The sequence below is a fragment of the Burkholderia seminalis DSM 23518 genome, from assembly GCF_902832885.1.
Taxonomy (GTDB): Bacteria; Pseudomonadota; Gammaproteobacteria; order Burkholderiales; family Burkholderiaceae; genus Burkholderia; species Burkholderia seminalis.
This window is the reverse complement of the sequence record NZ_CADFDK010000009.1, coordinates 232,930-244,772: the sequence shown is the minus strand read 5'-3', so window position 1 is coordinate 244,772 and position 11,843 is coordinate 232,930. Positions and strand designations below refer to the sequence as shown.

The 11,843-nt window shown below is 68.5% G+C and carries 9 protein-coding genes; 7 read left to right on the top strand and 2 right to left on the bottom strand.

Annotation, left to right across the window (positions count from 1 at the left end):
* Window positions 1-51 precede the first annotated feature (51 nt).
* Complete coding sequence (locus tag HWX00_RS25635) at window positions 52-195, top strand: hypothetical protein (RefSeq protein WP_167361898.1); 144 nt, start codon at window positions 52-54, stop codon at window positions 193-195.
* Window positions 196-515: 320 nt separating this feature from the next.
* Here the strand turns inward: HWX00_RS25635 and HWX00_RS25630 are convergent, their stop codons facing one another.
* Window positions 516-998, bottom strand: coding sequence for an Lrp/AsnC family transcriptional regulator (locus HWX00_RS25630; protein ID WP_034191471.1), 483 nt, complete (start codon window positions 996-998; stop codon window positions 516-518).
* A gap of 285 nt (window positions 999-1,283) precedes the next feature.
* Here HWX00_RS25630 and HWX00_RS25625 point away from each other — a divergent pair, with 285 nt between their 5' ends.
* From HWX00_RS25625 to HWX00_RS25610, 4 genes are all read left to right on the top strand, one after another.
* Window positions 1,284-1,940 (top strand): LysE family translocator, encoded by a 657-nt coding sequence (locus tag HWX00_RS25625; protein ID WP_069705337.1) that lies wholly within the window; start codon window positions 1,284-1,286, stop codon window positions 1,938-1,940.
* A 121-nt stretch (window positions 1,941-2,061) separates the two neighbouring features.
* On the top strand, window positions 2,062-3,237 hold the full coding sequence (kch, locus tag HWX00_RS25620; RefSeq protein WP_175027972.1) for a voltage-gated potassium channel protein: 1,176 nt from the start codon (window positions 2,062-2,064) through the stop codon (window positions 3,235-3,237).
* Window positions 3,238-3,298: 61 nt separating this feature from the next.
* Window positions 3,299-3,730, top strand: coding sequence for a YqaA family protein (locus tag HWX00_RS25615; protein WP_034191474.1), 432 nt, complete (start codon window positions 3,299-3,301; stop codon window positions 3,728-3,730).
* 161 nt (window positions 3,731-3,891) lie between these two features.
* On the top strand, window positions 3,892-5,874 hold the full coding sequence (locus HWX00_RS25610; protein WP_059556488.1) for a methyl-accepting chemotaxis protein: 1,983 nt from the start codon (window positions 3,892-3,894) through the stop codon (window positions 5,872-5,874).
* Window positions 5,875-5,911: 37 nt separating this feature from the next.
* Here the strand turns inward: HWX00_RS25610 and HWX00_RS25605 are convergent, their stop codons facing one another.
* Entirely contained in the window at window positions 5,912-7,564 is a 1,653-nt protein-coding gene (locus HWX00_RS25605; protein WP_175027973.1) for an acyl-CoA synthetase, read from the bottom strand.
* Between the two features lie 168 nt (window positions 7,565-7,732).
* Here HWX00_RS25605 and HWX00_RS25600 point away from each other — a divergent pair, with 168 nt between their 5' ends.
* On the top strand, window positions 7,733-8,476 hold the full coding sequence (locus HWX00_RS25600) for a Crp/Fnr family transcriptional regulator (RefSeq protein ID WP_175027974.1): 744 nt from the start codon (window positions 7,733-7,735) through the stop codon (window positions 8,474-8,476).
* A 186-nt stretch (window positions 8,477-8,662) separates the two neighbouring features.
* Window positions 8,663-11,830 carry an efflux RND transporter permease subunit gene (locus HWX00_RS25595; protein ID WP_034191478.1) on the top strand — a complete coding sequence of 1,056 codons (3,168 nt, stop codon included), beginning with the start codon at window positions 8,663-8,665 and terminating at the stop codon, window positions 11,828-11,830.
* Window positions 11,831-11,843: the final 13 nt, after the last annotated feature.

Genomic DNA, 11,843 nt, shown 5'->3' with positions numbered 1-11,843 from the left:
TCCGCTATGATTAGGGTTATCCCTAACTCGCCACCTATACGGGGCTTCACCATGCAAACGTCCAACGTCTCCAACCGTTCCACCCAATCCACCGGCTGGCTCGCACGTGTGAGCGAGCTGCTTGCAGAAGCGTGGGCGCTCCACCTCGAGAACTGCGAAATCATCGCGCAAGCACACGCGCGCCTGCCGCGCTGAGCAGGCCGACCGGCCGCCAGCGGCCGCTGCGTCGGGCATCGGAACATGGCGGTGCCGGCGTGGAAACAGGCCGGGCTCGTGCCGGCCGGCCGAGCTCACCGCGCCGCGAGCGTTTGAAGGTCATCTCGAGGCCGCTTCAAGGCCGATAGCCGGCGCACGATTGCGCCGGACCGCCGCCGCCGGAAGATTCATCCGTTTTCCGCGCTCGCCTGCCGACTCTGCCGGCAAGCGTTGCCTGTCGGCCCTTTGGCGGTTTTCTCCGCGCCCCGCCCGCAGCCGCACGCGCCGTCGTTTCAACGACGGCCGCCCTCCGCACCCCATCACACCTGGATCGAAGGCACGTCCTTCATGCAGCGCAGCGCGAACATCGAGCGGCTGTGGCGGATGCTCGAAATCCGGTACAGCTTTTCGCGCAGGAAGCGCTCGTAGCCGGCCGTGCCGTCCACCGCGACCTTGATCCAGTAGTCGTACTCGCCGGACACCAGATACGCCTCGAGCACTTCCGGCAGCGCCGCCAGCTCCGAACCGAAACGCGCGAGCGCGTCGTCCTCGTGGCGATCGAGCGTGACTTCGAGGATCACGATGTCCGCGTAGCCGAGCATGCGCTGGTTGACCAGCGCGACGTACCCGTCGATGTAGCCGTCGAGTTCGAGTTGCCGCGTGCGGTTCCAGCAGGCGGTGGTCGACATGCCGATCTGTTCGGCGAGTTCGGCGTTCGACAGGCGCGCGTTTTTCTGCAATGCGCCCAGGATCTTGCGGTCCTGGTTGTCGAGCGTTCTCGGCGTGCGTTCGCGGGTAGCCATGATGAAAAGAATCTTCTACTTAAAATCAGCATTCTAGCTGAACAGGATTCCGGTTTCAGGCCCGTTTAGCCGGAAAACAGGAAGCCTTTTAACCGGGCCGCTTGATACATTTTCACCATGCCTGCTGCCCGGCACGCTCCCCGCGACCACCCCTTCGCAGCGGGACGCACGGCCGCAATCACGAGTTGCGGTGCCGGGCCGCAGGCATGCGATTCCCCGCCGCCCGCACGCCTATCCGACCGCGTGCGGGGCCGGTGCCCGCGGCCCTGTTCCTGCACTCCCGTCATGTCGTTCAAGCTTTATCTGTCGTTCCTCGCTGCTTCCGTCGTCCTGATCTACGCCCCCGGTCCCGTCAACCTGCTCACGATGAACCAGGCGCTGCGCGCCGGCTGGCGCCGCGCGCTGCCGTGCGTGTGGGGCGGCACGCTCGCGGTGCTGCTGCAACTCGCGCTGACCGCGCTGTGCCTGAATTCGCTGGTGCATGTCAGCGCGCATGCCTTGACCGCGCTGCGCTGGGCCGGCGCCGCGTATCTCGTGTGGCTCGGCGCCAGGCAATGGCTCAGCCGGGCGCCGGCCAACGCATCCGCTCCGTCCACCGATGCCGCGGCCGGAGCCGCAATCGCCCGGCAGGACACCGACACCGACCGCGCGCTGTTCTGGCGCGGCGTCGCGACCTCCGGCCTGAATCCGAAAACGCTGCTGTTCTTTCCGTCGTTCTTTCCGCAGTTCATCAGCCCGAATGCCGACTGGAGCCTGAACCTTCAATTCCTGCTGCTCGCGACGACGTTCGCGTTGCTGTTCGCGGGCGGCGTCGCGTCGATGGCGCTGTTCTCGCACCGGCTGAGCCGCGCGCTGCAGCGGCCGGCGCGGATGCGCGCGATGAACCGCGTGACGGGCGGGCTGCTCGTCGGAATGGGCGCGATCATGGTCGGGTGGAACTGAACGGTCCGGTCTGCCGGCTTCGTCGCGGCCGCCGTCGAGCCCCGCGAAAAAGCAGCCGCTCGCCGAATGCTTTAGGGTAGCGGCTGGTTCGTTGGACATGCCCGGCCCGCCGGGCGACTGAATGAAGCACGTCACTACCCGCCTGCGGCGCCTGTTCGCGCCGATCGGCCTGCACTGGTATCTCGCCCTCCTTCTCGCGCTCGATGCGTTGATGGTGCTGCGCCCCGTCGTCGAGCATGCGCGGCTCGGCCTGCATCACGCGTGGCTCGCCGATGCGCTGAACCTCGTCGACACCGCGGGGCTCGTCGTGCTGCCGCAAGTCGTCGTCGCGGCCGGCCTCGCGACGATGGCCATCGGCATCGTGCTACGCGCCCGCGTCGCGTGGGTGCTGTCAATCGTGCTGCTGGTCGCGGCCGCCGCGATCAGCATGCTCGGCGGCTATCGCAGCCACGCGGTGTTCGTCTACACGGCCGTGCTGGTCGTCGCGCTGCTCTATTACTGGCGGCACTTCGACCGCGCGAGCATCGCCGCGAGCAGCCTGTTCGCGTTGCTGAGCATCGTGTCGCTGCTGATCTACGCGACCTTCGGCGTGCTGTACCTCGGCGACGAATTCACGCCGCCCGTCCACGATCTCGCCACCGCCGTCTATTTCTCGATCGTGTCGATGTCGACGGTCGGCTACGGCGACATCGTCCCGCACGCGCCGACCGCGCGGCTGTTCACCGCCTCGGTGATCGTGCTCGGCATCACCGTGTTCGCGACATCGATCAGCGCGGTCGTCGGCCCCGTGATCGGCGGCAATCTGAAACGGATCGTCAAGGGAGGCCTGTCGAACGTGATCCGCAAGCATCATTTCCTGATCGTCGGCGCGACGCCGGTTGCGCACGCGGTACACGACGGGCTGCGCAAGCGCGGCTACGCGGTGACCGTCGTCGTGCCGGCCGGCGTCGAGCACAACTACGCGGCCTCGACCGACCTGATCGTCGGCGACGCGGCCGATCATGCGGTGCTGGAAAGCGCCGGCGCGGCGACCGCGCGTGCCGTGCTCGCGCTGCGCTCCGACGACGCCGAAAACGCGTTCGTCATCCTCGCGATCCGCGAGATCGCGTCGACGGTGCGAACGGTCGCGCTCGTGAACCAGCAGCGCAACCTCGAACGGCTGCGCCTGCTGAAACCCGACATGGTGTTCTCGCCGCAGCAACTCGCGGGCGAACTGCTCGCCAGCACGCTCAACGACGAACCGGTCGACAAATCGTTGATCTCGCACCTGCTGTTCGGCACGACCGGCGCCACCTAGCATCGTGCGCCCGTGATCGCCTGATCCGGGCCGGTCGGCATTCGGCCGGTACAATCGCGCGATGTCCGAATTGCTCACTTACGGCGGCCTGTTCGCCGTGTCGATGGTCGCCGCGACCCTGTTCCCGCTCCAGTCCGAAGCCGTGCTCGCGGGCCTGCTGCTCGCCGGGCGCGAACCCGTGTGGGCGCTGGTGCTCGTCGCGAGCATCGGCAACGTCGCCGGCTCGGTGATCAACTGGGCGCTCGGGCGCGGCATCGAGCACTTCCGCGACCGCCGCTGGTTTCCGGTCAAGCCGTCCGCGCTCGCGCGCGCCGAGCGCTGGTACGGGCGCTACGGCCGCTGGTCGCTGCTGCTCAGCTGGGCGCCGGTCATCGGCGATCCGCTGACAATGATCGCCGGCGTGCTGCGCGAGCCGCTGCCGACCTTTCTCGTCATCGTGACGATCGCGAAAGTCGGCCGCTACCTGGCCGTCGCGTGGCTCGTGACGCACTGACCCGCTGACCGGCCGACGCGCGCCGCCGACCTCCGGCAACGCCCGTTCGCGGCGCCGCCGGCTTCGTCCCGCTAAAGATTTCGCCGAATCTGCCGTTTTCCTTACGGACTGCGGTGACGCGTGCGTTCCGCCCCTCTCACTCTCCCCACTCAGGATGTTTCATGAGATCGACCCAATTGGGCCGGGTGAGCGTCGGCGCGCGTCTGGCCGCGCTGGCGTGCGTGCTCGTCGCCCTGCTGTTTACCGTGTTCGCGTGGACGCTCGCCCATTTCGCCGGCCAGCAGCTCGCTGAAGAAGCCCATCTGCGGATCGCCGACAAGGAGCAGTCGATCCGCGCGATGGTCGACCTGTTCGACAAGGCCCTGACCGCCGAAGCGAACCGCTCGATGACGCTGTTCGCGAGCTTCCTGCCGGCCGATTTCTCGCTCGACGCGGCCCGCACGGTCGACATCGGCGGCGTCGCCGCGCCGACCCTCCTCGCGGGCGGCCAGCCGCTCGACCTCGACTACGCGATTCCCGACCAGTTCCTGAAGAAAAGCGGCGCGATCGCGACGATCTTCGCGCGCGACGGCGACGATTTCGTGCGCATCACGACGTCGCTGAAGAAGCAGGACGGCGCGCGCGCCGTCGGCACCCGGCTCGACCGCGCCGGGCCCGCGTATGCGCCGCTGGTCGCCGGGCGCAGCTATACCGGCCTCGCGAGGCTGTTCGGCCGGCCGTACATCACGCAGTACAAGCCGGTGACCGACGCGAGCGGCCGCGTGATCGGCGCGCTGTTCGTCGGCCTCGACATCGGCAACGAACTCAAGCTCGTCGAAGACGGCATCCGCTCGCTGAAGATCGGCGACAACGGCTACTACTTCGTGCTCGATGCGTCGCAGGGCCCGTCGCGCGGCACCTTCGTCGTGCATCCCGATGCGGCCGGCCAACCCGCCGACGACACGCGTGCGCCGTATGCGCGGATGCTCGCGGCCGGCCAGGGGCGGCTCGCGTACACGTCGACCGACCCGGCCGCGCACGACAGCGGCCCGACCGCGAAATTCGTGTCGTTCACGACGATTCCGCAGTGGCAGTGGCTCGTCGGCGGCATCGCGCTCGACGACGAACTGCTCGCCGCCATGCGCGCCACCCGCAACCGCTTCCTGATGATCGGCGCGGTGCTCGTCGCGGCGTTCGCGACGCTGTTCGTGATCGTCGTGCGGCGTGTCGTGAGCCGGCCGCTGGAAGCCGCCGCCCGCGCCTCCGAGCGCTACGCGGCGGGCGATCTCAGCGTGCGCATCCGCGACGGCGCGCACGCGCGCGGCAGCGCCGGCAACGACGAGATCGGCCGGCTCGTGCAGGCGGTCGACGGCATCGGCGACGGCCTCGCGCGGATCGTCGCGCAGGTACGCAACAGCTCGGCCGACATCGCGCACGGCACGGTCGGCATCGCGGCCGGCAGCGGCGACATCGCCGCCCGGATCGCGACGCAGGCGAGCAGCGTCGAACAGACGGCCGCCAGCATGGAACAGATCACCGCCGCCGTGCAGCAGAGCGCCGAGCATGCGGCGCAAGCCAACATGCTGGTCGCGGACGCGTCGGCCGCCGCGACGAACGGCGACGCCGCGGTGCAGCGCGTGGCCGCGACGATGGACGACATCGGCCGCGCGACGCGCCGGATCGCCGAGATCACCGGTACGATCGAAGGCATCGCGTTCCAGACCAACATCCTCGCGCTGAACGCGGCCGTCGAGGCCGCCCGTGCGGGCGAGCACGGCAAGGGGTTCGCGGTGGTCGCGGCCGAGGTGCGCGCGCTTGCACAGCGCAGCGCGGCCGCCGTCAAGGAGATCGACGCGCTGAGCGCCGAATCGTCGACGACGGTCGAACAGGGTTACCGGATCGCGGACGCCGCGCGCGGCACGATGCGCGAGATCGTCGCGCGGGTCGACCAGGTCCGCACGCTGATCGGCGAGATCAGCGCCGCGTCGCGCGAGCAATCGACCGGCATCGAGCAGGTCAACCTCGCCGTCACGCAGATCGGCGACGCGACGCAGCAGAACGCGATGCTGATCTCGGACGCCGAGCGCGCGGCCGTCGCGCTGCGCGACCAGGCCGCGCAGCTGTCGGACGCGGTCAGCGTGTTCCGGCTCGAACGCGACGCGTGACGGACGCCGGATGATCGGCCGGGGCCCGGCGCCGCGCCTACTTCTTGTCGCCCGCCAGGTCGATCGCCTTGTCCGAGCCGACCGCGTTGCGCAGCTGGAACTTCTGGATCTTGCCGGTCGACGTCTTCGGCAGCTCGCCGAAGCGCACGGCCTTCGGCACCTTGAAGCCCGCCAGCAGTTGCCGGCAATGCGCGACGATCTCCGCCTCGGTGGCGCTCGCGCCTTCGCGCAGCTCGACGAACGCGCACGGCACCTCGCCCCATTTCGGGTCGGGCATCGCGACGACCGCCGCGACGGCGACGGCCGGATGGCGGTACAGCGCGTCCTCGACCTCGATGCTCGAGATGTTCTCGCCGCCCGAGATGATGATGTCCTTCTTGCGATCCTTGATCCGGATATAACCGTCCGGCATCAGCACCGCGAGATCGCCCGTATGGAACCAGCCGCCGTGGAACGCCTCGTCGGTCGCCTTCGGGTTCTTCAGGTAGCCCTTCATGCAGATGTTGCCGCGGAACATGATCTCGCCGAGCGTCTCGCCGTCGGCCGGCACCGGCGTCATCGTGTCGGGATCGAGCACCGTCGCGCCCGCCTCGAGGTGGTAGCGCACGCCCTGGCGCGCATTGAGCCGGGCGCGGTCCTCGTCGGGCAGCTCGTCCCAGTGCGCCTGCTTCGCGCAGACGGTCGCCGGGCCGTAGACCTCGGTCAGCCCGTACACGTGCAGCAGGTCGAAGCCGATCTCCTTCATCTTCGCGATCACGGCCGGCGCGGGCGCCGCACCCGCGACCATCGCGTGCACCGTGTGGTCGATTCCGGCGCGGAATTCCGCCGGCGCGTTCGCGATCGCGCTCTGCACGATCGGCGCGCCGCAGTAATGCGTGACGCGCTCGCGGCGGATCAGGTCGAACACGGTCTTCGCGTCGAACCTGCGCAGGCACACGTTCACGCCCGCGCGCGCGGCGACCGCCCACGGGAAGCACCAGCCGTTGCAGTGGAACATCGGCAGCGTCCACAGATACACCGCGTGCTTCGGCATGTCCCATTCGAGGAGGTTGCTGACCGCCGCGAGATACGCGCCGCGGTGATGGTAGACGACGCCCTTCGGGTCGCCGGTCGTGCCGGACGTGTAGTTCAGCGCGATCGCGTCCCACTCGTCGGCGGGCGGCGTCCACGCGTAGTCGGCATCGCCGCCGGCCACGAACGCCTCGTAGTCGGTCGCGCCCGCGAACCGCTCGGGATCGGCCGGCATCGCGTCGGCCACGCTGACGATCTTCAGGCCCGGCACCTCGAGCGCCGCGCGATGCGCGAACTCCGCGTACTCGGTGTCGACGATCAGCACCTTCGCCTCGCCGTGACGAAGCATGAACAGCACCGACGGCACGTCGAGGCGCGTGTTGATCGTGTTGAGCACCGCGCCGGCCATCGGCACGCCAAAGTGCGCCTCGACCATCGCCGGGATGTTCGGCAGCATCGCCGCGACCGTGTCGCCGCGCTCGACGCCGGCCCGCGCAAGCGCGCTCGCGAGTTGCTTCGCACGCGTGTAGGTCTCGCCCCACGTGCGCCGCACGTCGCCGTGCACGATCGCCGCGCGCTCGCCGTAGACTTCGGCCGTCCGGACCAGGAAGTCGATCGGGGTGAGCGGCACGTAATTGGCGTCGCGGCGGCCGAGTCCGGCCTCGAACATCTGCGTCATGATCCTGTCTCCCGTATTCTGCCGACCGGCGTGCATGCACCCCGGATCGTTTTGATGTGGTTCAATTGCCGACAGCCTAACGGGCGTTATTGTGAGCCGTCTGTCATCGAAACGACAGAGTGCCTTTCGAGCGCTGCGCGTTATCCCTATCCTCGCAAACCCGCACCCATGCACGATCACCCCGTAGCGCCGCCCGACGCGGCCGACCCGCTTCCCGAACCGGGCCCGCTGCCCGCCCTGGCGACGCTGTTCGGCCAGTGTGCGTGGTTCCGCACGCTCGCGCCCGAGCACCAGGCGCTCGTGCTCGCGCAGTCGCACGTCGAGCAATGCGAGGCCGGCGACGTGATCGCGCACCGGCTCGCGCCGTCCGAATACTGGATCGGCGTGCACCAGGGGCTGCTGAAGCTCGCGATCTTCAACGTGTCGGGGCGCGGCTGCACGTTTTCCGGCGTGCCGTCGGGCGGCTGGTTCGGCGAAGGCAGCGTGATCAAGCGCGAGCTGCGCAAGTACGAGGTCGTCGCGATCCAGCGCTCGACCGTGCTGTTCGTGCCGGTCGACACCTTCCACGCGCTGCTCGATACCAGCCTGCCGTTCACGCGCTTCGTGATTCATCAGCTGAACAACCGGATGGGCGAATTCATCGCGTCGATCCAGAACAGCCGGCTGCTCGACGTCGACGCGCGCGTCGCGCAGGCGCTCGCGCAGCTGTTCAACCCCGACCTGTATCCGGACACCGGCCCGTCGCTGTCGATCTCGCAGGAGGAACTGGGGATGCTCGTCGGCGTGTCGCGGCAACGGATCAACCAGGCGCTGCAGCAGCTCGAGAAGCTCGGCGCGTTGCGGCTCGCGTACAACCAGATCGAGGTCGTCGATCTGCGCGCGCTCGCGCGCTTCGGGATGGAGCAGCTGTGAACGCGGCACGATCGGCGAAACCGCCGCCATCGCGACGCATGCCTTCCGTCTGCGGAATCGGCCGACCACCCGCCCGCCCCAACCTGACAGTTCCGCCAGTTTCGCGACAGTAACCCGTTCCACGCCGACGCCTATCATTCGGGTTCCCTTCACCGACGCCTGATCACCGCCTGTCCCGCCGCCTCCATGTGGATCGTCAATCTCGCGCTCAGGCGCCCCTACACGTTCATCGTCATGGCCATCATGATCGTGCTGGCCACCCCGCTGGCGCTGATGCGCACACCGGTCGACGTGCTGCCCGCGATCAACATCCCCGTGATCAGCGTCATCTGGAATTACAGCGGCTTCTCCGCGACGGAGATGACCAACCGGATCACGTCCGTCCATGAACGGATCCTGACGACGACCGTCAACAACATCCAGCACGTCGAATCGACGTCGCTGCCCGGCATCGCCGTCGTGAAGGTGTTCCTGCAGCCAGGCGCCAACGTGCAGACGGCGATCGCGCAGACGGTGTCCTCCGCGCAGGCGATCGTGCGGCAGATGCCGCAGGGGGCGACGCCGCCGCTCGTGATCACCTATTCGGCGTCGAGCATCCCGGTGATCCAGCTCGGGCTGTCGAGCAAGACGCTCAGCGAACAGTCGCTCGCCGACATCGCGCTCAACTTCCTGCGCCCGCAGCTGATCACGGTGCCCGGCGTGCAGATCCCGTTCCCGTACGGCGGCCGCACGCGCGTGGTCGCGATCGACCTCGATCCGCAGGCGCTGCAGGCGAAAGGCCTGACGCCGGCCGACATCGTCAACGCGGTGAACGCGCAGAATCTCGTGCTGCCGACCGGCACCGCGAAGATGGGCCCGACCGAATACCGGATCGACACGAACGCGTCGGCCGACACCGTCGCCGACATCAGCAACCTGCCGATCCAGACCGTCAACGGCGCGACGACCTACCTGCGCGAGGTCGCGGCGGTGCGCGACGGCTTCGCGCCGCAGACCAACGTCGTGCGGCAGAACGGCCAGCGCGGCGTGCTCATCTCGATCCTGAAAAGCGGCGACGCGTCCACGCTGAAGGTCGTGTCGGACCTGAAGGCGCTGCTGCCGAAGGTGATCCCGACGCTGCCCGAAGGGCTCACGATCACGCCGTTGTTCGACCAGTCGGTGTTCGTCAACGCGGCCGTCCAGGGCGTGATCCACGAGGCACTGATCGCCGCCGTGCTGACCGCAATGATGATCCTGCTGTTCCTCGGCAACTGGCGCAGCACGCTGATCATCGCGATCTCGATCCCGCTGTCGATCTTCACGTCGCTGATCGCGCTGTCCGCGCTCGGCGAGACCATCAACATCATGACGCTCGGCGGGCTCGCGCTCGCGGTCGGCATTCTCGTCGACGACGCGACCGTCACGATCGAGAACATCGAGCGGCACCTGCATCTCGGCACCAACCTGCACGACGCGATCCTCGAAGGCGCGGGCGAGATCGCGGTGCCCGCGTTCGTGTCGACGCTGTGCATCTGCATCGTGTTCGTGCCGATGTTCTTCCTGACGGGCGTCGCGCGCTTCCTGTTCGTGCCGCTCGCCGAAGCCGTCGTGTTCGCGATGCTCGCGTCGTACGTGCTGTCGCGCACGCTGGTGCCGACGCTCGCGATGCTGCTGTTCCGCCCGCAGCAGGCGGGCACCGGCCCCGACCATTCGACGTCGCGCTTCGCGCGCATCCATCACGCGTTCAACCGCGCGTTCGAGCGGCTGCGTGCGTGGTACATCGTGCTGCTGAGCATCCTGCTGGTGCGCCGCCGCTTCTACGCGATGTGCTTCCTCGGCTTCTGCGTGCTGTCGACGGGCCTGGTTTTCGTGCTCGGGCGCGACTTCTTCCCGAACGCCGATTCCGGCAACATCCGCCTGCACATGCGCGCGCCGACCGGCTACCGGATCGAGGAAACCGCGCGCCTCGCCGACCAGGTCGAGCGCGTGATCCGCGAAACCGTGCCGGCCGACGAGCTCGGCGCAATCGTCGACAACCTCGGCCTGCCGGTGAGCGGCATCAACCTGTCGTACAGCAACGCCGGCACGATCGGTACGCTCGACGGCGAGCTGCTGATCGCGCTGAAACCGGGCCACCGCGCGACCCAGCACTACGTGCAGACGCTGCGCACGCTGCTGCCCCAGCGCTTCCCGGGCGTCGAGTTCTTCTTCCAGCCGTCGGACATCATCACGCAGATCCTCAACTTCGGTCAGCCGGCCGCGATCGACGTGCAGGTGCTCGGCAACGATCTCGCGAGTAACATGACCATCGCGAGCAGCCTGATGAAAAAGTTCAGGCAAATCCCCGGCGCCGTCGACGTGCACGTGCTGCAACGCAACGACGAACCGACCCTGCTGGCCGACATGGATCGTACGCGCATGCAGCAGCTCAACCTCTCCGCGCAGAACGTCGCGCAGAACATGCTGATCTCGTTGTCCGGCAGTTCGCAGACGACGCCGTCGTTCTGGATCAACCCGCGCACCGGCGTGCAGTACCCGCTGCAGATCCAGACCCCGCAATACAGCATCTCGTCGGTCGACGACCTGCTCGGCACGCCGATCTCGGCGAGCGGCCGCACGGGCACGCCGCTGCAGCTGCTCGGCAACCTCGTGCAGGTGCGCAGCACCGCGAACCCGGCCGTGATCACGCACTACAACATCCGCCCCGCGATCGACGTGTACGTGAGCGTCGAGGGCCGCGACCTCGGCGCGGTCGCGGGCGAGATCGACCGCATCGTGGCGGATGCGCGCGCGACGCTGCCGCGCGGCACCGACCTGACGATGCGCGGCCAGATCGAGACGATGCGCACGTCGTATCTCGGCCTCGGCGCGGGCGTCGCGATGGCGATCGTGCTCGTCTACCTGCTGATCGTCGTCAACTTCCAGTCGTGGCTCGACCCGCTGATCATCATCAGCGCGATGCCGGCCGCGCTCGCCGGCATCGCGTGGATGCTGTTCATCACCGGCACGCACCTGAGCGTGCCCGCGCTGACCGGCGCGATCATGACGGTCGGCGTCGCGACCGCGAACAGCATCCTGGTCGTGTCGTTCGCGCGCCAGCGCCTCGCGGCCGGCGCGCCGCCGCTCACGGCCGCGCTGGAGGCCGGCGCGACGCGGATCCGGCCGGTGCTGATGACGGCGCTCGCGATGATCATCGGGATGGTGCCGATGGCGCTCGGTCTCGGCGAAGGCGCCGAGCAGAACGCGCCGCTCGGCCGCGCGGTGATCGGCGGACTGCTGTTCGCGACCGTTTCGACGTTGCTGTTCGTGCCGCTCGTGTTCGGCGGCGTGCATGCGCGGCTGGCCCGCCGCCGTGCGCGTCAGGCCGGACACTGACTTTCGTCCCCCC

Excerpts from the sequence above, each read along its gene's own strand:
- HWX00_RS25635 (WP_167361898.1), top strand. The coding sequence starts at position 52 with ATGCAAACGTCCAACGTCTCCAACCGTTCCACCCAATCCACCGGCTGG.
- HWX00_RS25630 (WP_034191471.1), bottom strand. The coding sequence starts at position 998 with ATGGCTACCCGCGAACGCACGCCGAGAACGCTCGACAACCAGGACCGC.
- HWX00_RS25625 (WP_069705337.1), top strand. The coding sequence starts at position 1,284 with ATGTCGTTCAAGCTTTATCTGTCGTTCCTCGCTGCTTCCGTCGTCCTG.
- kch (WP_175027972.1), top strand. The coding sequence starts at position 2,062 with ATGAAGCACGTCACTACCCGCCTGCGGCGCCTGTTCGCGCCGATCGGC.
- HWX00_RS25615 (WP_034191474.1), top strand. The coding sequence starts at position 3,299 with ATGTCCGAATTGCTCACTTACGGCGGCCTGTTCGCCGTGTCGATGGTC.
- HWX00_RS25610 (WP_059556488.1), top strand. The coding sequence starts at position 3,892 with ATGAGATCGACCCAATTGGGCCGGGTGAGCGTCGGCGCGCGTCTGGCC.
- HWX00_RS25605 (WP_175027973.1), bottom strand. The coding sequence starts at position 7,564 with ATGACGCAGATGTTCGAGGCCGGACTCGGCCGCCGCGACGCCAATTAC.
- HWX00_RS25600 (WP_175027974.1), top strand. The coding sequence starts at position 7,733 with ATGCACGATCACCCCGTAGCGCCGCCCGACGCGGCCGACCCGCTTCCC.
- HWX00_RS25595 (WP_034191478.1), top strand. The coding sequence starts at position 8,663 with ATGTGGATCGTCAATCTCGCGCTCAGGCGCCCCTACACGTTCATCGTC.